General features: G+C 52.7%; 9 protein-coding genes. 4 read left to right on the forward strand and 5 right to left on the reverse strand.

All coding sequences use genetic code 11. From position 1 onward, the window contains the following. Window positions 1-2: 2 nt before the first annotated feature. From DHN43_RS00430 to DHN43_RS00445, 4 genes are all read right to left on the reverse strand, one after another. A complete protein-coding gene (locus DHN43_RS00430; protein WP_108817378.1) occupies window positions 3-11,831 on the reverse strand; it encodes a LysM peptidoglycan-binding domain-containing protein in 11,829 nt (3,942 codons plus the stop codon). A 32-nt stretch (window positions 11,832-11,863) separates the two neighbouring features. Further along, window positions 11,864-15,457 carry a hypothetical protein gene (locus tag DHN43_RS00435; RefSeq protein WP_108817379.1) on the reverse strand — a complete coding sequence of 1,198 codons (3,594 nt, stop codon included), beginning with the start codon at window positions 15,455-15,457 and terminating at the stop codon, window positions 11,864-11,866. A 371-nt stretch (window positions 15,458-15,828) separates the two neighbouring features. After that, a complete protein-coding gene (locus DHN43_RS00440; protein ID WP_108817380.1) occupies window positions 15,829-18,015 on the reverse strand; it encodes a xanthine dehydrogenase family protein molybdopterin-binding subunit in 2,187 nt (728 codons plus the stop codon). A gap of 1 nt (window position 18,016) precedes the next feature. After that, entirely contained in the window at window positions 18,017-18,478 is a 462-nt protein-coding gene (locus DHN43_RS00445; protein ID WP_057465391.1) for a (2Fe-2S)-binding protein, read from the reverse strand. Window positions 18,479-18,755: 277 nt separating this feature from the next. Between DHN43_RS00445 and DHN43_RS00450 the strand changes: the two genes are divergently transcribed. Together DHN43_RS00450 and DHN43_RS00455 are read left to right on the forward strand one after the other, a co-directional pair. Further along, the gene (locus DHN43_RS00450) at window positions 18,756-19,751 is read left to right on the forward strand and encodes an AraC family transcriptional regulator (protein WP_108817381.1); all 996 of its coding nucleotides are present in this window, start codon (window positions 18,756-18,758) and stop codon (window positions 19,749-19,751) included. Window positions 19,752-19,816: 65 nt separating this feature from the next. Then, window positions 19,817-20,344, forward strand: a complete 528-nt coding sequence (locus DHN43_RS00455) for an AAA family ATPase (protein WP_108817382.1) — start codon at window positions 19,817-19,819, stop codon at window positions 20,342-20,344. A 5-nt stretch (window positions 20,345-20,349) separates the two neighbouring features. On the opposite strand, the gene DHN43_RS00460 is transcribed toward DHN43_RS00455, so the two are convergent. Then, window positions 20,350-21,255: a LysR family transcriptional regulator gene (locus tag DHN43_RS00460; protein ID WP_063304854.1), complete on the reverse strand. Its 906-nt coding sequence runs from the start codon at window positions 21,253-21,255 to the stop codon at window positions 20,350-20,352. A 102-nt stretch (window positions 21,256-21,357) separates the two neighbouring features. On the opposite strand from DHN43_RS00460, the gene DHN43_RS00465 reads away from it, so the two are divergent. Continuing rightward, on the forward strand, window positions 21,358-21,717 hold the full coding sequence (locus tag DHN43_RS00465) for a VOC family protein (protein ID WP_063304853.1): 360 nt from the start codon (window positions 21,358-21,360) through the stop codon (window positions 21,715-21,717). Then, a complete protein-coding gene (locus tag DHN43_RS00470) occupies window positions 21,714-22,604 on the forward strand; it encodes an SDR family oxidoreductase (RefSeq protein ID WP_108817383.1) in 891 nt (296 codons plus the stop codon). Before DHN43_RS00465 ends, DHN43_RS00470 begins: the two co-directional genes overlap by 4 nt. Window positions 22,605-22,659 lie beyond the last annotated feature (55 nt).

The following is a 22,659-nucleotide window of genomic DNA, read 5'->3' on the forward strand; positions in this document are numbered from 1 at the left end:
TCTCACACCCCTTCTGTTTCGCTTTCATAAGATGGCAGAGGTGGAATGATGTCATCGGTGCACAAGTAGAGGTTTTGCAGGTTGAGCAAGGGCATGGGGTTTTGCGTCAGATTGGACATGATGTTCATGGCAATGTTCAGCTGAGCTGCATTGCAGGATGGTTTATGCGTCTGCGTCCACGCCGTGATTGAATTGGCGAGGTTTTCAAGGATGTCGCCCTCAGGTTCGCCGTTGTTCTGGATGGTGACGGGGGTTGGCGGCAGAAGAGCTATTGGCAGATCGATTGGCTCTTCTGTGAGGCCTTGCGCAAGATGATAGCTATAACCGATATTAAGCTGCAGCGTAATGTCGCCAGCATACTCACCATGAAACAGCATGTAGAAGAGATGTTCCAGATGCTCCTTCAGGCTCCGCTGATAAGGTTCATTTGTGGGGTTGCCGAGGTATGCAATGTTGAGTGGCTGAAAGCTGGACAATGTGGGATGGAACGGGTTTTTAAAGGTGGCCGTCGGCGTCCTGAACACGAATCCATCTGTGATTTTGCCGTGGATATAGCTGTTGCGGATCATGTACATGGAAGCCAACGCATCCTGCCGCGCAAGCACCTGCATGCCTGGCATGACGACCTGACGATCACTCAAGGGCTGTGCTATATCCTGTGTCAGATAGGCCTGCTTGCTCTTCGTTTTCTGGGTGTAATAGTAGGTATAAGTCTGCTTACCCTCAACACACGCACTGCTGTCCAGATGGCTTGTCCAATCCGGAATTTCGACCACAGGGTCTCCGGTTAGTCCTGCAGGCGGGTTGCAATCCTCCAGTATCAGTTTGACGACCCAGCGCTGTGATGTTTGCTCCGTTGGAGTGCTATAGTCCTGATTTTCCTCCAGAATGCTGAAACTGATTGTTTCGCTGCCCTCTTTTTGTGAGGTTGCTGCAAACATCGCAAAGCTGCTGCTGGCGTTTGCTTTGCAGATTATATCTTCGTTGACCTTGATAATCACAGCCAGAGCCTGTGCCGCCTTCTCGATGGCATCAGCCGCCTGATTACCAGCGTTTATGATTGGAACATACTGATCCAACGTGGCGGTGAGGTTGTTCTGGATGGTGATGAACTGCGCGAGTTCGGCAACGGCATCCATGAAACCGGCAAGCTCACCCTGCGGTTTGTCTTTGAGGTTGAACTGGATTTGCCCATGAGCTTTGTCCTGAAGGTAATGGAAGTTCAGGCCATAAGTGTACTCGTAGTTCCATTTGGTGATCTGGGAGAGTTTCTTAGCCTTCGTGTCATAGGCAGGGCCAGCTTGAGAGACCATGCGCGGCGTTTCCGGGAAACTGCGCAGCAGGATGGGCACTTTGAAAGACCCAAGCGGCTTTTCAAGAACAGGCGTACCTTCCGCCTGAATCGGAGAGAGCCAGCTTGAGGCTTTGTAGTCGGCTATGCCCTGAACCGGGCTGATCTGATGTTCGAGAGACGTGACTTTGTAGCTCAGATCCAGCGAGAGGCATTCCGTTGTCTCTCCCAGTTTTTCTGAGGCCTGAAGCAGGAAGGTGAGCGGTTGCTCTGCACCATCTTGCAATTTCAGTTTGGCAGACGTGAGCGAGAAAAGGCTTGAGAGAGATTTTGCGGGTGTTGGCTCCTGCGCGTCCTCCTGTGCATCCGGTGGGCAATCTGCCACGCTGTTCAGGTTGATGTTGCCGTAAAGCTGCGGCGTTTCCTCATCGCCTGTCAGCGGAATGTTGGCGATAATGTCCGCCCCGAACGAGAGGACAGCCTGTGTTGTGTAGAGATTGGAAAGCTCCTCCAGCAGCGTTTGTTTGAAGGTCTCTTGTGCGGAGGATAGCCGTGTACTGGTGCCGTCCTGATAGATGGGCGCCAGCATGCGTGCCGTGATCTGTGCAAGGCTCTTCTTTTGCTCCGTCAACGCTTCCATAAAGCCGCTGACAACTGCAGGGCTCTCACCAGCGCAGGAGATACTCTGCGGTTTATTGGCTGCGAGTTTGTCGATGAACAGGATTGAGGAGGAGTATTTTGGAGACAGCAGCGCGTCAAAAAATTCAAAATACTGTTTCAGCCAGACGTCCATCTCTACATTCGAGAAGGTGCTTTGAACCGGAGTGCCTGTGAACTTTCCTGTACTTGCGTCAAAATCATCCAGTCCGGCATAGGGATAAACCGAGGCACTGCGAGAGATCAGCGTGTTACTGACCGGAAGCGGTGCGTATATTTCTGGTTGGCTTTCATCTGAGATGTGGAAGGAGATTGGATCTCCCTGCTTTGTGCCGATACGAATGCCCCAGGTTGCATTGGAGGATACGCCAGCGGATGGGACATATCGGTTGATACCGGAGGCGACCATCATTGTGAAGTCCGGACCATGGATAGACTGTGCTACACATTGCGCAAACTCTGCCAGAATGTCTGGTTTGGGCTTCGTCGGTTTTTCGGAGTCTACGTCACCTTTTTTAGGTTTCGGGGCACTGACGGTGGTTCTGATTGCTATGATGTTGGCAACAAATCGTGTCAACGGATCGGCTGCGTAATCACCGACCGCTATGCCGTGGGTTCGTTTGAAGACAAGCTGTGTTGTGAGCTCAATGATTGGTTCCTGATTGAGGCTGCTCATTGGCACTGTTACAGGCAATGAGAGCGGCGGAATTGCTTCAGAAGTTTCGGTTTCTTCCGGGGTGCTTTGCCTGATCAGGAACTGTTCGATGTCTTGCCACCAGCCGACCAGCTGTTCAAGTTCGTGTGCTGAGAGCTGATAGGTGTTGAGCGAGAGTGTCGAGTTGACCTCTACTGCAAAACCGTTGAGGTCATTAAACTGGGCCAGCATATCTGCAACGATAACCAGTGCTGAGTGCGCTCTTTGCTGTGCGATCTCCGGATTTTGGCCTTTTTGCGGGAAGAAGGGTCCACTATCAAAGCTGAAGGTGATGAGGATCGTGAAGTTTTCCGGGGTCGTTTCAGCGCTATCCTCAGGCTGCACTGTCCAGTTTGCTGAGGTCGAGGGCCACTGAGAGAGCGGGATGATCTGATCTGTGTAGCCCTGAAGCGCCGGTTTGCTGTTCAGCTTTCCTGCAGGCTTTGTGGGCTCGTCCAGTGTTGATAGAATCGTATTGCCGTAATAGTCGTTCCAGCCGAGTTGAGTTTGCAGGAGCAATCCGTTGGCACTGTACGGGTTAAGTGTCGTGGCTTCTGAGGCGTTTTCGGTTTTTACAAGGCTGAGATACGATATTACGCCATGATACATTTCCGCATCGCCAGCCGACGCTTGCAGAATGTATCGGATCTTTCCCTCATTGGGCGAGGTAGACTTGCCTGAGGCACCAATGGGCAGGCCCATGTTGCTTGGTCTGAAGTCCTGATTTCCCAGTATCTTATAGGCCAGCAGGCTGTAATTGTTGAGGAGCAAGGCCGTCGCGTAGTCGTCTCCTGTTCCGCCGTTGGGTATCTCCGGCGCCTGTTCACGTTGCGCATTAAGTGCCTGAACACCGGGATGTTCACCGGGTTGAACAGTCAGCGGACCCGCGCGCAGAGTGAGTGTTTGACCGATGACGAGCAGTTGCTCCATCTCTGCGTTCGCACTGGCAACAACGATGGGCTCTGTGCCAAAGTAATCCGCAATATCTGACAGGCATGTGCAGCTCGACAAGTCGTTGCTCAAAATCTTGGAGCCAATTGTCAGTTCAATCACAGGCAATCGTATTGGTGCGCCAGCTGGAACTGTTTCGCCAGTCAGGCGTGAGTTTACCTGCTTTAGCTCTTCAACGCTTGTCCCAAACCGCAATGCTATGCTTGCAAAAGATGCATCACTGCTTTGAGGAACCCGATAGGTGCCCTGCTCGATGCTGATGGTTTTGCCCGGTATCAGCTGGATTTTGCCGCTCGCTGATGTTTCCTGATCAGAAGTCAGAGTATTGGCGATGAGTGAGTTGAGGTTGGAGTGATAGCGCAGTGCAATGCTTGCCAGTGTATCATCATCAGTGGTCGTGTGCTCCACCAGTTCGCCTTTGGCAGCTGCGGTCAAGGAAGTACCTGAGCCTGCGATTGGCTGTGCAGTGGCGAGCCCGTTGACGTAGGCATGCATGTACTCCTGATCTTCATGAATGATGACCAGAGACAGCGTCGCCTCACCTTTTTCGTTGAAGATATCCGGCGGCAATCCAGTCTGCCCGTCATTAGCGTTGTAATAGAGATAGAAGCCACCCGAGTTGGTGATACCAGCTTCCCAAAGCAGTTTGACCAGTGACATGGGCGTATTGAGAAGCGTCGGGCTCTGGCTCTCCTTTGCCGCCTCAGACAACAGCTCTCCGCTTGGATTGGTCACCGTGGAGAGGTTGGTTTGCGACAGGCCGAAGGTGACATTGCTGCCGCCCTCACCCACAAAATGTGTACCGCTGCTTTGTGAGCCTTTGCTGTAACCGAGCGTGAGAGACGCAAAGCTATGATCCGCAGGCAGGCTTTGCAGCAATCGCTCCAGAATGACAACGCCAGCTGAACTCACCCCATTCAGCTCATAGGTTGTTTTCAAGGCCGCATCCGGCGCCGCTTTGGCTTCTGCCGCTAGAGCGCTCGATGTTTGAACTGGCAGTTTCTTGATGGAGAACTCAATTGTTGAGGCCCAGCCATAGTTCGTCAGCGGGGTTTTGATGGCCTTTCCAGTTGCAGCATCCATCGACACCTGCTCAACAAGGAGCTGAGGAGGCACAACAGCGCTGTTTTGTGCGCTGTTGGCACCAAGTGTCGTTAGTGCTGCAGAAAGCGTCCACAAACGCAGATATTGGGTGTTGGATGGCTTTTGAGGGTCGTTTGTGGGAACGTTGATTGGCTCTGCGCTTTGCCAATTGATGAAGTGCGGGATTGGGAAAGCGCTTGGTTGCTGCTCAACCTTTGCAAGGAGTGAAAGTTCCTCTGGTCCGGCAGACAGGTACTCTGTCTGCCCGTAGGTATTGACGGCTTCAATGCGTTGATAGTCTTTGCTTGCAGTCGCCTCGCTGTCTGATGGTACATCCACCTCGTATTTCAGGGTGGTTTGGTCATTTCCAAGTGTGATCCAATCTGCATCCTTTGGCTTGCTCAGCAGCAAGGAGAGACTGCTCGTCAGCGGCGTTGGGATTGCGATCTGCTGACCGGACAGAGCGAACAGTCCAGCCTCATTCGGCAGGTTGAGCTTTCCAGCCTCATCCTTTTCAACCCAGATGCCCTCTATAAGTGGTGTAATGCCATCCGTTGGCATACGCATACCGTGGAAATAATAGCGTGAGGCCATGCCTGACAGGTGGGTGATGCCACCCGTTCGCTGCACTTCCTTGATGAGCTCTCCAACGGGGAACTGAGGCAGATGCACGATGCTCAAACTGCCGGCATCTGATCCTGCGTTGGAGCCCGTGGCGCCCGCAAACAGATCGGTGAGTTCTCCGTTTGCGGTGATTGCCAGCGCTTCAACATCAGCGTCAAACTTTTGCGCGATGGATGAGAGGGTATCCATATCCGCTGTCTTTTGCGTGAACGCTGGCATCTGCAACGTAGCCCCGACAACCAGAAGGTCCTGCTGGGCTTGCACAGCACTGCTGCCGGTCAGTTCATCAATGGTAATCCCAAGAGCTGATGCGACTGCATTTAATGTTTGCCCGCCAGAGACTGTGTGCTTCTTCTCAGTTCCATCTGATGTGGTGTAAACAATCTGAGCACTGCTGCGCAAAAGGCCCGCGACTGCCTTGTTTTTACTCATGAGGTCAGAGGCTTCGACAGTCGCATTATATGGGTTGTTGCTGGCTAATTTTTGGAAGGAGCTGCTTGCAGGGATCACAAGCGGTGCAGTCGGAATTGTGACGTTGAGGCCTGCTGTCAAAGGGTGGCTGTTGTTGGCTTTGAAGAGGTCTGTGAGGGTAAAGTCTGCTCCGGAAAATGCACCTTGGCTGTTGACCCAACTCACAATGCAACTGGATGTTTTTCCAGCTGGGAGCGGATAATTGAAGTCGCGTAGACCGCTCAGGAGGTTTTGCATCATCTGCTTCATAATCAGCATGAAGTAGTTTTCATATATATATGATGCTATTGATGTTTTGCTGCCAACTCCATCAATCTCAAAGGGGGATTTTCCACTCTCTTTTTCCACCTGAACACTGAGCTGGTTAAAGTAAACTGTTAAGTCTTCCAGGTACTCGGTGGTTATGGAATTGTAGTCTGCAAAAGTATAGGAGAGCGATGTTTTGCTGTCTTGTTCCAGCGCGATGCTGAGTGGTGGCAACATAGGGAAATAGGTCGCTTGCGCCTCTCCTGAACGGGACGGCAAAGCAATATCGAGCATGAACTGTTGCTGCAGGAACGTGGTGATGTCCTGCTGGGTCAGTGCGTCTGACGAGCCTTCCAACTCACCCAGCCTGTCCAGTATGGCGTTGATCTCAACCGCGCTGATTACGTGGTTATCGACCTGGACTGCACTGGGGTTTTCATCACCCATGGTCGCGGCCACAAGCCATCGGGTTACCATCTTGGCCAGAGCCTCGAATGCAGTGTCTGTTTGCTGCCCTGCGGCCTTCTCATAAAGCTCAGCATCTTCCGGAGTTGCTGGTGCGGGTGCTGAAATGAACAGGTTGGCGACGTAACACGGCAACTGTGGGGCTCGGGCCTCTTTAGAAGACGACCAGTTCTCATCCTTTGCCAGAGTTAAACCGTAGCCCAGATGGATCTCTAGCGAGTTTTTAGAGGGATCAGCAGCAGGTTGCAGGTTTGCCCAGTTGAACTCTACTGGAGCTGCCTCATAGGCTCCCGTCAGCATTGGCAAGCGGCTGTAGAGCGCGAGGCGGTCCGCTAATGGTGCAGCAAGCAAGCCTTCGTAGGCTTCAGAACCATCAAGCCAGGGAGCTTTACTCGGATCCTGGAGAGCACCTAGTTTGAAGGTGGTATGAACGTGCGCGGAGAAACTGAAGCTCACTTTGATGGTGAACAGGCCAAGATCAATCTTCGCAGAGGCGCGGACATCCACTTTAGCTGAAATTGTGAGGGGGATCGGCTCGTATGAGGCAAGCTTGATCTGTGCGCTTACCTCGATCCTGATATTGACCGAAGCCTTGATAATAGCAAAATCTATGGTGCCATACAGTTTACCAATGATGCCAAAGGTTCCTGTGAGGGAGAAGAAATATTCGCCCTGCAGTGACAGAGCATTGCCGCTGCCTGAGTGATGATCTTCATAGGCATTCCACTTTGCTAAAATGCCTTGCAAAATTCCGAAGGCGGTGAGGCTGAAGCCCGCTTTGAGAATGCCCATATCAACGGACTTGCCGAGCCCTAATTGAGCACCGAAACCGAACACCAGATTGGGGTTGAAGAAACCTCTTGTGGAGACTGGCAGCCCTTTGACAGAAGCGGCAGGCAACTTGCCAAAGTAGAACCCTCCTCCGCCTTTTACCGGAATACCCGGTGGTACGATGGCCTCAACTGAGAAAGAATGCGAGAAATTGTTGTTCCAGGGGAAGCCGACATCGATTTGAAAGTCACCGTTGGTGTAGACCTCGATACCGAATGTGGGCAGTGTGATTGTCACGGCTCCAACATCAATACGGCGCATGATTTCTGGCAGTTCGATGGAGGCTGAAAACTTACCAAGGCCCGGTGAGACCTTTTTATAGATGACCTGAAAATCCAGACCGGAGAAGACCTTAGCCGCTTTTCCATTACAGGCAATGCGCAGTGCATAGAGACTTGGATCCGTCAGAACCACTTGCAAGGTGAACGTGTACTTCGCGCCGGTGCTTTCAAGATCGCCTTGATGTTCCTGCCCCAGTTCTTTGCTGGAATCGATCCTCAGAACACCGAAATCCGTCGCAAACAGCCAGTTGATGTCACCAGCAAAGCCGATGTCGGGCACCTTCTTCGATGAGGGTTTGGGAAGGTCTCCCAAAATATCGACAGCTTGCTGCACGGTGGTGACGTCTTGCAGGCCTTTGACGTCCACATGCTGTCCGCCAGCGAGTAAACGCAGGTCAAGATACTTGTTGCCAGCACCGCCGGGGCTAGGTGTTGTGGAGGGTTGATCTGCTCGCCATTGCGGCAGCTTTGTTGCTTCCAGTTCGCTATCAGACAGCCAGGGAAAATCACCTTTCAGCTGCACGAAAACGCCTGATTTCTTTTTATAGGTGAGCGAAATGCCGGTCACTGAGGCGATTAAAAGGTCGATAGGACCAATTTTCACATCAAATTCAACGCTTCCGGTGTTAAAGTCCCATTTGAGTTCAAAATCAGAAAGTTTGACGTCATTTAACAGGTCAAATGGCGCGGCGAGCCCAAACTTTGTTCCGGTCATCCATTCCACAAAGGTTTCGACCATGGCACCAAGTGTGGTGGTATCTGTAAACCTGATCGTTGCACATTGATCAGCCAATACCTCAGCCGAAAACAGACCCCATGTGATACCGAAATGAGATGCGGGTTTTTCGTACTGATAAAATACGGTGAGCTCGATGTTCTCCCAAAGCACATCAGCTGTCAGCAATGCGTATTTGCCGTTTTCTTTTGCGGTTTCATAACGGGTCAATGATTTGGCTGGTTCAATGAAGACAATCTCTTCGCGGTCATCAAGCACCGGAATGCGCGCTTGGCTGCCAGGTAACAGAAGCTCACTTCCCCCCGTATCTCCGATTTTTGCCGTGAAGGTCACATCCGGGAGCCATTTTGGCCTCACGTCTTTGTTGAGGCTCACTGTTCCCCCAAACTCATAACTGGCCGCGGATGTTCCAGTGCCCGTTGAGAAGGTTACATTCAGATCTGAGAGGTCTACATCGATAGCATCCGGTGCCCAGTTACTGCCGAAATAGGCATCAATGATCTGGTTGATCTTGATGGGTGTATCGCCCTGTTCCCCGCGGAATGTCCAGAGATGGTTTTGCGTGTCGAATGTGGCTGTCACATTAACCGGGACGGGCTGAACATTTGGCAGACCATCAAACAGCATTGTAGAGGCTTTGATGGAGCCTACTGAGCTGGTTCCAACACCTTTGACTTGGATATAGATGTCGTTGAGCTCGAACTTTGCAGGTGGCAAGGTGATTTGCCAGCCTTTCAAATTTACGCCAGCCTCAACGGAATAGGTGCTGCTGTTCTTGTTCTGGCCGGGAGAATATTCCAGTGACAGGTTTGCAATATCGGCATCAACGTCAAGGTGATAGCCGCTTGGCAGCAGTGCATTCACGAAGTCCGAGACAGGCAGGTTTGCCCCATCCGGGCTGAGTGTCGCAGTAACAGTGGTTTGCGGATAGGTGGCAGAAAGATCGAGAATTGCGGGGGTACTGCTTGAACCGATCACAGCATCTGTGGAGGCCACCCAGCTTATCTGACGTTTGCCGGTTGGCTGTGAAGCGGTGATCTCAAAACTCAGGTTCTTCAGGTTCAATCCACCAAACAGATCCCATTCCTTGCTGTCTTTCAGGGAAACCTGAAAACTTTCTATCCTCTTGTTTTTTTGGTCATAGTTGAAGCGCAGACCATCCACATTCAGCTCGTTCAGGTCGGCAAATTCTGAGGGGATCGAGTTTGCAAAATTCATCCCGCCGATGAGCGTGAATATGGAGTTCAGCGAAGGGGCTGCCTCCTCTGCAAATGTGCCCTGCACCACCATCTTGTTTTTGGCAGAGCTTGGGAAATCCATGTGGAATGGAATGAGCGTGTCGCCGACCTCAATAGAGGTTTGCACACCACCTGTGAGCCGCGCACCATTGCTGGAAAATTCAACGGACAGACCTGTGTCTTCCAGTGCGAACCATTCGACGCCTGGTAACTCAAGCTTTTCCAGCGAGATTTGGAGTTGGACTTTGTAATTGCTTTGGTTTTTACTCGCTCGCCCTGTGCTGGAAACGGTAAGTGTGACTTCCAGTTCTGTGCCGAGAAAATCCGAGGTCTTTCCCTGCACGATGATCTTGCTGAGCTTTTTTGAGGTGTAGACGGGTTTGATCGTCACAGGGCTTTTTGCGGAGCCAATTGTCAGTCCGCCTGAGCCTAGTACTGTTTGCAGGAAGGTGTGGAACGGTCCCTCTTTCAGCACGTTGGGGATCAGAGCGAGCACCCCATTTTTTGTATTGTCCGACAGCGAAGTTTGCAGTGTTTGCAGATCAGAGAAAATGCTGTCGGAGACGCCGCTTGCGACTGAAACAAGAGCAAATCTGGCAGCTAAAAACCCGAGCGCTTGTAAGAGCTTATCGTTTTGAGGTGCGGTGTAATACTGTTTGAGACCGTCAAAATACTCAAAGTACTCGCCCTTTTCTGAGCGAAACTGGGTCACCATATCCGATATGGTTTGCGCCAGTTCATTGGGCGGCATGGTTGCTTTGTAGCCCCCCTGAAACGCAGATGTTCCGAGAGCAATCTGGTTTTTTGAGGTATCTAAAAGCGTTGCGGTGGTTGGTGTTGTGCTGCTGGCGGCTTTGCCCTTGCCGTTTCCAAATGTGCTTGGATAAGGGTTGGACGTGAAATTGCCAAGTTTGAAGAACGGCTTACCCAGGTTTACAGCCAGATTGGCGCTTTGAGTACCTTCCAGAACGCTTGGCAATGTGGCTGCGCCATACAAATAGTCAATCGCGTCTGGCGGCAGATCAGACAAGGTGGTGACAACCGTTGCACCTGGTTTCAGTTTGCTGAGGAAAGCAGCCCCAGCAGAGCCTGACAGGTCTATATTCAGGTAAATACCAGTACCTGAGCCAGAGGTATTTCGGAACACTTGCTGGTTCTTGCAGTAAGCGTTGATGTTCTTTGTCAGCTCATCACGAGACGTGCTTGTGCCCTGCTTCGCCGCGTTCTTTTGGGGAAAATATCGCGCAAGTATTTGCCATGTGGAACTGCTCAAATCATCCAGAACAGCGATGACAACCGGCTTTTTGGTAAAGCCTTTTTGCTTTTGCAGGAGCGTAGCGGCGGCGATGAGCTCGAAGGCAATCCCTTCTGCATTGCCGACAAGCGATGTTTTATCTGTCGATGAGCCTGGCAGGCTCGCAACCGGAAAGAACTCGATGCCGGATTGGCCAGATTTTCCAAGAGCATTGCTGATGTTCTGTGCTGCACTTAATGCCTTAGTGTTGACCTCCGGGATCTTCCTCAGGTCCGCCCAGTTGAGCTTTGTGGTCAGGTCCTGTTTGAAACTGCGATAAGCAAACTGTGAGCCTTGTAGAACGAGCTGATCATCGAGGTTTATAGTTTGTTTGAGGCCCGGCAACACCACTAAAGATTTGGCGGAACAGGTCTTTCCAGACTGAGTGCAGGTTTCTGCTGTCCAGAGATAGGGTTGTAGCAGGACAAAGTAGCTGCATTTCACTGCAGTCGCGATGCTTGTATTGTCGATGTTGGGAATGTTACCGCCACCACATAAACATAGAGGCATCGTGCCAGACAGACCCGGTACGGAACGATGGGTTATCTCGCCAACGGTGGTTTCCTGATAAGCGTGAAAGGTGATTGTAACGCCGTCCAGCGTCATTGATGCGCGGGTGGTCGGGTCAAAGCCGGGTAACAGCTGCGCCAGTTCCTGCAGGAGCGTTTTTTGGCCACTGTCGTAAATCAGGTCCACATCTACCTGAAATCCAAGGGAAATCATTCGCTTTAGGAGGTTGATGGTGTTGGCGGCACTGCCTGATTTTTGGTCTTGAGAGAGGAAGTAGCGCAGTTTTTTGCCGCGCAGGAAATCCGTGAGCCGTCCGATGATACCATTGGAGAGCGTTGCATTGAGATCCTGTGCAGCGGAGGCAAACAGTTGCACCAGATTGGAGAGCTCAGCGGACAGGCTCTCCTCATCAGGTATAGCAACGCGCTCGAATGGTTCGATTGGACTGTGCTCGTTCATCTTGCTGCACCAGTGCTGATTGAAGGAGTGATTTATTTGCTGTCGGCGGGCTCGTTGTTGTAGACCGCGTACCAGGCCAGACCTGTGGTTTTGGCCGAACCCTCGTTGCTCTCATCTGGCTCTGAGAACAGATAGAACGATGTGGCGCCGCTTGGCGGGATCTTGGCCAACCCCAGAAACTTGATGGCGATCTCATTGAGAACAAACATGTATTGTTTGCTGACATCAGGCTCTTTGCTATTTGGGTTTTCCGTGTAGAGCAGCTGGATCGGGCCGTAGGACATGGACAGCACGTTCTGTAAGCTGATGAGCGAGGCACCGTTGGAGGAGCCCGGCATATGGATGGCAGTCTTGGATTTGTAGGTTTCGCCCGTGGAGTCTGGTGACCATGCCAGCAGCAAATCAGCGGTGAGGCCCAGTTTGCCTGCGAGGTCTCCGGCGGTGCCGAGGCTGACTTCGAACTTGAGGCCGTTCCATGTGTCTGACAGGCCTTGCTGGCGGACGCTGGTTACAACATCCAAATGTCCCATGGAAGCTGGCGTCTTGTCTGCGCTGTCGGAGCTGACAAACCCTTTCAATTGCAATGGCATAGTGGCAACAAGGCTACCGCTGCGAGGTGTGCTGTTTTTACTGTCGAATGTCAGTTGAGCGCTGTCCCAAGTGATCTTCTGGCTTTCGTAGGCATTCGTTTGTGTGAAGCTCATTTGCAAGCCGAGCTCGTTAAAGGCCAGTCCATTCTGGCTGGTTTGCTGGTCTGGCTCATTGCCAAAGGAGAACAAGTCAACTGGCTTGTTCTTGCCTGCGCTGAGGATCGCGAAATCGAGGAAGCCGGTGAAAGCGAAGCGGATGAGTGGTTCTGTTTGATTTTCCTGCGTTTTTTCGTGTTTGGAGATGGTGTTCATTCGCGCGGATGTGAACTCTGTTTGCTCCAGGATGTTGTTGTCGACCGTGAACAGGTAGGGATGGGTTGCAGCCATGGTGTAGGACGGGTGGTTGTTGTTGTCCTGATAACTCGCTTTCATAATCAGCGACTTGTACTGGCTGCCTTTGGGCTGTGGTTGGCTTGCCGGTAAAACGGGCTTTGAACTGACCGTATCGCTGCCAAAAATCCTGGTCATGGAGAGCTGTGCGAAGGAGGAGAACTTCTTTATTGCCGAGTTCTCAAAAAGCACTTTGAGCGAGAGCAGGATGAAGTCATATGTGCGCGTTGCAGAGGGCACAACTGGCTCCGGGCTTGTCGCTCCCTTTGGTACAATCAGGTCACTGTCTTCATAGTAAATCAGCCCATAGACCGAGCTTTGCTTCTTTATTTCAATTTTTTCACCACTTGCACCTGCCTTGATCTGATTGATGCGGATGGCGAGGTGGTGGGCATAAAACTTTGCCGGATCGCGCACACCGGCCACAATCCCAGCCAATTGCTCGGGCGGTGATTTGATACGCGCGCGTAGCATAAGTACGCCGGTCCAGTTGGGATCAGCGGCAGTCTGGTTGAAGCTTTCGAAATACTCTGTTGCCGGGTTCTCATAGGCGGCTTTGAAGTAATCCTGAAGCCATGAGGAAACGTTGACCATCTGGGCTTTGTCTGGTGTATTTTGGCGCTTGGTTGTTGGAGCGGCGAAGGTTTCTTTTTGGGTCCATTTTTGCGGATTGGAGATGAGGTTGTCTTTTTCACTGCCCTTCGGGTCGTAGAGTGGACCGCGTATTCCTTTAATAATCAATATGTTGGCGTAGTCGCCGAAATCTGGTGAATTGCCGACATCTGCTTCGATTTGCCAGTCTTCGATATTCAGCGTGTTGAGGAAGGTTGAGCCTGCTTCACCTAATTCTGATGGGTTTGCAGCGACCAGAAACAGCTGATTGGTCTGGAAGGCCTCTATGAGTTTGGGGGATAAGTCTTTGAAGGCAAAATCGGAAGGTGTTGGTACTTTGATTTGAGCGAGCTTGACTTCCTTCCAGTGACTGGCGTCTGTGGGTGATTGCAGTGTGGCGATCACGCCCAGTGGGGTTGTCAGAGTTGCATCCCCCTCTCCTGTTTGCGCCTTAGCCTCTCTGGCGTTGGATTGACCGTTGGTCAGAGATGCAATCACCTTGCGGCGGGTTGGCGCAATGATGCTTTTTTCGAACAGAGCGACATCACACTGGGAGTAACTCGGGTCGCCCTCATCCGTGCCGGCGTAGGGGAACATGGGGAAGGCCTGATCTTCCATTGGCGGCAGTGTGTAGGCCGGACTGACAGTGCCCAGCAACTCCTTGTTTTCCTGCCAGATTTCATCATCATAGCCGTGCAGTGCGCTGCCGTGGGGCTGCGCCACATAGGTGATGGATGTCTCACTCTTTTCTGCGGCATTATCTGGCGGGAACACCTGTACATACGACGTTTTGTAGTTGCCTTTGAGCGGTGCTCCTTTGGGTGCAGGGCGCCCAACGGGAGACGACAAAGGCAACGGAAAAACCGGTGCGTAGGCAGGCTGATCGGGTATAAACCGCAGCCGTGCTCCCTCAGAGAGCGCGTGTTCTGCAACGCCAGGAACTTCCAGAAACTCCGTGCCGCCCAGTCCGCACATGAAGCGGGCTTTTGTATCGTCTTGCGCGAGCGGTGCGCAGACGAGGAAATCACCAACAGGACTGGCGATAAAGCTATGAAGTGATGAGGCATTCTCGTAGCTCGGGGTGAGGATAATGCCTGCGGGTTGTGTATCACTCACATGGCTGTCAGCGGTGATACTCTGTAAAACAACGGGCGCGCCGTAGGTGGTCCGGTAGAAGCTGTTCAGGGTTGGTCCCTGCCCGCTTTCCTCTTCGGCGCGGAAATAGAAGGCGCAGCGGTTGGGATCTGTTCGATTGTGTGTCGGGTAGATGTTCAACGCGTCGGTGACGTCCACAATGAGCGTCATAGGCAGAGGATTACGGCTGCCATCATCGCCTGTACCCAAGGCGAAGCGTTGACCATTGACGCCGGTTTTGGTCTCCGCATCTTTCGTAACCCATTGAAAACCCAGATTCCATTGATCATAAAGGGCGCCGCGCTCGAACTCGGCATCAAACACAATGGCACCGCGATCCGGGCCGGAGCAGCGGATGTCTGCCTTGCTCACCGAGCCCGTATCCGGGCTGAGATATCCTCCCAACTGGATGGCAGATTCCGAGAGTTGGAGATTCTCTTCATCTTCAGAAACACCAATGTAAGCGCTTGAATAGAACTCGATGGTCAGTTCGGGTGCCAGAAGGTAGGACAGACTGCTGGTTGTCACTGTTCCCGCTGCATTAATGGAGAAGAAGGCCGGGCGTTGGCCGGTATAGTCATGAGGGACTGGAAGCGGCGTTAAGTCTCTGGGAAGCCACATGAAACCGCGCAGTACATTCATGCTTTGCAAGTAGGCATGCAGGCCAGATACCAGGTCCTGTTGACTGCTCTCTTTGCCTCCACATTCAAGTGGATCTGGGCAGTAGATGAAGGAGCCTGAATAGGTTTTTCTGGTGAGCGCGTCTTTGAGTGAAATGCGCTTGGGGAGTTTGGCTCTTCTGGTGGCTACCTTGCTGACAACAAACGCAAAACCACCGGCGTTGTCGCCAGAGTTTGGAGCCAGATAAAGGCTTTTGCAGGTTTGTTGCAGGAAATCCATTGCTCAGCTCCCAAAGCCCATTCCATCAACGGGGATAAAGACAGAATTCGGGAGCACTGCTCCGCGCTTTTAAGGGGAACATAGGGTGCAGGCAGGCTTCAATTTGCGACAATTGAAGGTTCACAAAGTGAACTGAAAAGGTTTCATCTGTAAGAAGTTGTTTTCGCTTCACAGATCAGAATAGATTTGATTTTACTTATAAAAAACAGAGCGTTAGTGCGCTTTACACACCAAATAAGTTGTGAGCTGAAAAATGATCGTGTTTTTGTGCGTTGGTTTGCGTTTTTTACGTGTGAGCTGCGTTTTTTTGTAAAACACACAAAAGGCAGGCTGATGGATGTTCAGCCTGCCTTTTGCTCTGCCAAATCAGTTTAGGCGAAGGTGACGCCTGCCTTGGTCATTGGGAGTTCGGTCACACGTGGTCCTTTCGCTGCAATGGCATTTGCCAGTGCTGGAGCGGATGGCGGTGTGCCCGGTTCGCCGACGCCTGTTGGGGCTTGTGTGGAGAGGACAATGTGCGTTTCAATCTCGCCTATATCCCCGATGCGGAGCGGTTCGTAGTCCGGGAAGTTTTGTTGGATAACTTCACCGTTCTCCAGCGTGATCTCATCGCGCATGGCGTGGCCAAGGCCGTAGCCGATGCCGCCTTCCATCTGTGCCTTGATCACATCCGGATTGACCGGGATACCGCAATCAACTGCACAGGTGACTTTTTCGATCTTCACGCCATTTTCTGCATCACCTGAAATCTCGACAACTTCGGCAACATAGCTGCCAAAGGATTTGTGGACCGCAACACCTTGAGAGCGCCCCTCAGCGCCTTTGCCCCAATTGCTTTTTTCAGCAGCCAGTTTGAGAACACCCGTCAGTCGTTTTTGATCTGGCGTATCGCCTGCCAGATGTGCCAGACGGAACTCAACCGGATCACGACCCGCTGCTGTTGCAACGGCATCCATCATGGCTTCCATGACGTAGGCGGTGTGGGTGTGACCAACGGAGCGCCACCACAAAACGGTTGTGGCTGGTTTGATGTCCGTCAGGCCGGCAAACATGCCCGGAATGGAGTACTGCGTCGGGGTGACGCCTTCTACGGAGAGATGATCGACCCCATCATGAACCGAGAACGCCTCAAACGGGGTACCCTTGGAGATGGATTGACCTGCAACGCGGTGATCCCAACCAGCGATGTTGCCATCTGCATCAAGACCAACACGAACTTTGTGCGCAAATGCCGGGCGATAGTAGCCACCGGTGATGTCATCCTCACGGGACCACACCAGTTTGACCGGGCGGCGGCGATCCGTCATCACAAAGGAAAGCGCTGCTTCCACCTGATAATCGACCGTTGGTGTTGCACGGCGACCGAACGAGCCACCAGCGAACATGGTGTTGACCTGCACCTTGTCCATTGGCACCTGAAGGATTTGCGCAATCGCTGCATGTGGTGAGGTTGGCATCTGACAGCCGTCATGTAGGATCACGCCGCCATCTTCTGTCGCCTCAATGGTGCAGGTGAGCGGTTCCATTGGAGCATGAGCAAGCAGTGGGAAGTAGAAGGTCTCTTCCACCACCTTGTCTGCGTTTTCAATCGCATCTGCAATCTCGGCCTGATCGTTTTTGGTCAGGTTGTATTCCGGCGCTGTGTTGAGCGCAGCCATCAGCTCTTTGTAGACGTCTTCAGAACTGCGGCTTTCAGCTGTTGAGTTGTCCCAGGTGACTTCCAGAGCTTCACGGGCTTGAAGAGAGGCCCATGTGTTTTCTGCGTAAACCGCTACGCCCGCCTTGTTGGGCAGTGTGGCAGCACGGATGAAGCCTTTGACATCCTTCGCGGCGCTGTCATCAAAGGATGTGACAGTTGCACCTTTGCGGGTGGCCCGTTTGATGGTGACGACCATCTGATTATCAAGCTGGATGTCCATCGCGTATTTGGCGGTGCCGTTGATCTTAGGCGGCGTGTCCTTGCGGCGCACACTGGCGTTGCCGATCAACTTAAACTCGGATGGATCTTTCAGGCGCGGGTTTTCAGGTGCTGTCAGCTTGCTCGCGGCGGCTACGAACTCGCCGATTGGCGCTTTGTTGCCACCACCTGAGATCACACCATCTTCCAGCTTGAGCTGGGCGGCGGGTACATCCCAAGCCAGTGATGCGGCTTGCAACAGCACGTCGCGGGCCGCAGCGCCTGCCTGACGATACTGCTTGAAGCTGTTGAACATGGCGGTGGAGCCGCCAGTACCCTGGATAGGTCCGAATGCCGTGTTGTTGTAAAGTTTTGGATTGGATGGGGCGAACTCATACTCTATCGCATCCATGCTGACGCCCAGCTCTTCTGCAATGAGTGTGGTGAGGCCGGTTGCCGGACCCTGTCCTTTTTCAAAATGTTTGACGATAGCAGTCACGGTGCCATCTGCTGCAATCTTTACAAACGGATTGAGCATGGTGGTGTCTGCAGCATTTGCAGCGGCCATAGAGCCGGATGGGGCCACACCAATAACAAGAACGGCGGCAGCAGAGGCAGCAGCGCCTTTGAGGAAGCCACGACGAGAGGACAACACGCTCATATCAAGCCTCCATAATTTCTGATGCACGTACGATTGCGGAGCGAATGCGCTGGTAGGTGGCGCATCGGCAGGCGTTGCCGTCCATGTAATCGTCAATTTCTTCCAATGTCGGCTTTGCGTTTTCAGAGAGCAGGCCAACGGCAGACATGATCTGGCCGGACTGACAGTAACCACACTGGACCACGTCCAGCTCTGTCCATGCCTGTTGCACGGCTTGTGCTGGCGTGGACTTCAGGCCTTCAATTGTGGTGATCTCAGAATCTTCCACATCTTCAATAAACGTTTGGCAGGAGCGGACCGGCTCGCCATCCAGATGAACGGTGCACGCACCGCATGAGGCGACACCACACCCGAATTTTGTTCCGGTGAGCTTAAGTTCATCGCGGATCACCCAAAGAAGCGGGGTTCCTGGTTCGGCGTCGACCTTATGCGTCTGGCCGTTCAGCTTTAAAGAAATTGCCATCAAAAAAAATCCCTTTTTTGATCCGTAGCGGTTGGCTGGGTCAGCAATAATCTCAGGCACTGTTTGAATGGGGCAGTGTTGTATGCGGAATGCGCTATTCTGCTTTTTGAGCCTGAAACAAATGATCTGTAGTTATCCCTAGCACTCGCCTCTCTCGCTTTCAGTGGCAAATCGCGCCAAAGTACTGCCATATCGCGCCACTATGTAAATTGGTACTGGCACACCTAGCAAAAATTCGAGATGAAAGAGTGGCAAGACCAATGAGACCGAGCCGAGCATGACGAAACACGCACATCTTTACCCAGGCGCTGCCATGATGGCGCAAATCATTCAATACCTTGACCTGTCTGTTGACCGGGTGATGCGCCGTGCCGGAGTTTCCATTGAGCAGCTGGGTCCAGCGGCCAAGGGCATCACACAGGCGCAGTACTTTGCCATCTGGCATGCGCTGCATCAGGAATATGGCGGCAACGATCTGGCAATCAAACTTGGACACACCATCAAGCAAGGCAGTTTTGTTCCACACGCCTTTGCGTTTTCCTGTAGTCCAAACATTGAGGAAGGCGTGAAGCGTCTTGCGCTGTTCAAGCCTCTGATTGCGCCTATCCGGCTGGAAGTTGAGCGTACAGACAGTACGGTGTCCATCTTGTTTACCTCCAGCGATCCAACAGAGCCGTTTCCTGAAATTCTGGCTCAGTTTGAGATTGTCTACTTCACCAATTGCAGCCGCACCTTTACCGGAGAGCAGATTGTGCCGCTCAGTGTGGGAGGTCCTGTTAGGGATCTGGACTGGTCTGCTGTTGAAGCGGAATGCGGGGTGAAGGCAACTCCTGCTCCGGTGGCGCACATCACCCTTTCGCTGCAGGACGCGACCCGTCCGCTGATCACGCAGATGGAAGGCATGTGGGATACGTTTGAAGATGGGCTGCGCCAGAAATTGCAGAGTACGGGCAGTTCTGATGAGATGTCCCGCCGGGTGAAGAATGCATTGCTGGAAAGCCTGCCAGCGGGCCAGAACACCATTGACGTCATCAGCCAGAACCTGAACGCCAGCAAGCGGACCTTGCAGCGCAAGTTGAAAGAAGAAGGCAAGAGTTTTCAGGACATATTGAGCGAGACCCGCGCCGAACTTTCCCAGCACTATCTGGTGCGCAGTGATCTGAGCATTCCGGAAATCTCCTATCTGCTTGGGTACAAGGATACCGGCTCGTTCTTTCGCGCGTTTCACAGCTGGACGGGCAAGACACCGATGGAAGTGCGTGGGATTGCTTAAGGGCGCTCTAATTTAGCCTCTCATGAAGAAAGCTTCATGAAACCTTGGGCTGGTAAGAGCCCGGCATGGCTATTCTATTTGTTCTTTCGGGATTGCCTGGTGTTGGTAAAACGACCTTGGCAAAGGCCCTTTCTCCGCGCCTGCAAGCCGTTCATTTACGTATTGATTCACTTGAGGCTGCCCTCAAGACCTCCGTTCTTGCGATTTCACCAGCAGAAGATGCCGGTTATGTTGCAGCAGCAGCCGTTGCCAAAGACAACTTGCTGCTGGGCAACAATGTGATTGCGGATGCGGTGAATCCGATTGAGATCACCCGCAACATCTGGCTGGAAGCAGCGCTTGGCGCTAAGGTGAAAGCGCTCAACATTGAAGTGGTCTGCTCTGATGAGGCTGAGCACAAGACACGTGTTGAGACCAGACACAACGATATCTCCGCTATGTCTCTGCCCAGTTGGGAGGATGTACAGCGGCGACGCTATGAGCCGTGGAAGAAGCACCGCCTTGTGGTCGACACCTTTGAAAAACCTGTCGAGGAAAGCGTCGAAGAGATCGTTGAGGCCTTCAGCCAGCTGGTGCGTTACGGGTCTTATTGAAGCTCTCACGCAAACTGGCGGAGTTTCGGGCGGATCATGCTCACGCAGGTTTCCAGAAACAGGCGTGTAAGCCGGGACTGATTTTGCTTACCAGTGTGCATGGCGTGCAGGTCTATTTCAGGGAACCTCCACTCCGGCAGCACCTCCACCAGACTGCGCCTTTTCAACGCGTCCTGACAGAGAATGGATGGCAGCTCCCCTATTCCCAAGCCGGACTTAATCGCAGATTGAAGCGCTGAGTAGTCGTTGATGGCGATGTCTGGTGCAAAGCGAATGGTCCGCTCTTCGCTTTTCCTGCTCAGTTGCCAGCTGATTTCCGGCTTTTGCCAGAACCCGAAGCCGATCAGGGCGTGTTGCATCAGGTCTTCAGGGCGCTGCGGAGTTCCCTGCTCTGCGATGTAAGAAGGAGAAGCGACCAGAACGTGGCGGTAGGCGGCGAGCTTTGTGAGTGTCAGTCCGGAATCTGGTTTTGGACCGACGCGGAAAGACAGATCAACATCATCCTCGATAAAGTCCAGATTGCGCTCTGATACGATCATGTGGATGCGTACCTGCGGGTATTGCAGGCGAAACTGCCCGATAACGGGAATGAAGAGAGCTTCGGCCAGATTGGGTGGCACGGTGACCTTCAGGTCTCCCGACACAGCTGACTGGCTCTGTTCCACCACGCGATCTGCTGTTTTGAAGGCTTCCAATCCCGGTAGGCAGGCTTGATAGAACTGGTCGCCGATTTCCGTCAGGCGCATGCGCCGCGTCGTGCGTTCCAGCAGTTTTGCGCCCATCTGCGCTTCCAGATCCGCCACCTTTCGGCTGACGGTTGAGAGCGGCAGGCGCAACACCTTGGCAGCTCCGGAAAAGCTGCCTGCTTTGGCAACTTCAGCAAATATCGCGATTGCATTCAGGTCCTGCATCATATTCCCATATTTGGAATTATCATTTCCACTTCAAGCAATATTACCACATCAAGAAGAATAGTAGAATGCGTTCCAATCAAAACATGAAAGGAACGCGGGATGGGAAACCAGGATAAATCCATCAACTACATCGAATTTCCTCTGCTGAAAAATGAAGAGACCAAGAGTTTCTACAGCTCTGTGTTTGGCTGGGTCTTTGAAGACTGGGGGCCAAGCTACATCAGCTTTTCCGGTGCCGGTGTGGAAGGCGGTTTTAATGGAGAAAGTGGAACAGCGGTTCAGGCTCCCGGTGTTTTGGTGGTGCTTTATGCGGCGGATCTTGAGGGCACGATAAAGGCCGTCCGTGCAGCTGGTGCGGCGATCTTGCAGGACATCTATTCGTTCCCTGGCGGGCAGCGGTTTCATTTTGCAGATCCCAACGGGAACGAACTTGCGGTGTGGACGGAGGCTTCGTCATGAACAAGCGTATTTTGGTCACCGGAGCCAACGGGACAATCGGTCTGCATCTCCTCAGTGAGTTAAAGCAAACACCGTGGCATGTGCGTGCTTTGGTGCGCAGTGCGGAAAATGCACGGCTGGTTTCATCCCTCGGTGCTGAGGCGGTTCGGGGAGATTTTTCTGATCTGCCTTCTCTCTCTGAGGCGATGGCGGGCATTGACACACTGGTACTGATCACTTCGGCCAACCCACAGGCAGCACAACAGGCTTCTGCTGTGCTTCATGCGGCATTGGAGAGCGGTGTGCGCAAAGTGGTTCGCGTTTCGGCCATCAAGGCAGGTGCTACCGGGCCAACGGCGAACACTGTGTTGCATGCAGCAACCGAGGATGAGCTTGTTCGCTCCGGGATGGAGTATGCAATCCTGCGGCCTAACCTTTTTATGCAGAACATGTTTCTGGCAACGCAAACCATAGCAGAACACAGCAGCTTCTTCTTTGGCATGGGTGATGCCCGGATGGGGATGGTAGACACACGCGATGTGGCTGAGTGCGCCGCAAAATGCGTGCTGAGTGATCATTTCAACGGCAACATCTATGAAGTAACGGGAGCAAAGAGCCTTTCCTATTTTGATGTTGCGTCGGCACTCAGCCCAGAACTCAAGCGTACCATCACCTATGTGCCTGTCATGCCGCAGGATGTGTATGATGGTATTGTTGGTGCGGGTTGGGATGAGTGGATTGCGGGCATCTCTCGCGATTATGCGCAGGCCTATCGCAGTGGTTGGGGGGACTTCACAACGGATGCCGTTTCTACAATCTGCGGGCGCCCACCGCGCAGCATCAAAACTTTCATCTGTGAGGTGTTTTGCGCCAAGGCCGCTTTGAGCGTGTCGATTGGGCCGCCTTGACCAACCATATGGCGAGCTACCAATTATCCGTCAATTGTAACCGCTTATGCGATTT

The sequence above is a fragment of the Pseudovibrio sp. Alg231-02 genome (genome assembly GCF_900143565.1).
Lineage (GTDB): Bacteria > Pseudomonadota > Alphaproteobacteria > Rhizobiales > Stappiaceae > Pseudovibrio.

Bases quoted from the DNA above. Each gene is read 5' to 3' on its own strand.
- DHN43_RS00430 (WP_108817378.1), bottom strand. From the start codon at position 11,831: ATGAACGAGCACAGTCCAATCGAACCATTCGAGCGCGTTGCTATACCT.
- DHN43_RS00435 (WP_108817379.1), bottom strand. From the start codon at position 15,457: ATGGATTTCCTGCAACAAACCTGCAAAAGCCTTTATCTGGCTCCAAAC.
- DHN43_RS00440 (WP_108817380.1), bottom strand. From the start codon at position 18,015: ATGAGCGTGTTGTCCTCTCGTCGTGGCTTCCTCAAAGGCGCTGCTGCC.
- DHN43_RS00445 (WP_057465391.1), bottom strand. From the start codon at position 18,478: ATGGCAATTTCTTTAAAGCTGAACGGCCAGACGCATAAGGTCGACGCC.
- DHN43_RS00450 (WP_108817381.1), top strand. From the start codon at position 18,756: ATGACGAAACACGCACATCTTTACCCAGGCGCTGCCATGATGGCGCAA.
- DHN43_RS00455 (WP_108817382.1), top strand. From the start codon at position 19,817: ATGGCTATTCTATTTGTTCTTTCGGGATTGCCTGGTGTTGGTAAAACG.
- DHN43_RS00460 (WP_063304854.1), bottom strand. From the start codon at position 21,255: ATGCAGGACCTGAATGCAATCGCGATATTTGCTGAAGTTGCCAAAGCA.
- DHN43_RS00465 (WP_063304853.1), top strand. From the start codon at position 21,358: ATGGGAAACCAGGATAAATCCATCAACTACATCGAATTTCCTCTGCTG.
- DHN43_RS00470 (WP_108817383.1), top strand. From the start codon at position 21,714: ATGAACAAGCGTATTTTGGTCACCGGAGCCAACGGGACAATCGGTCTG.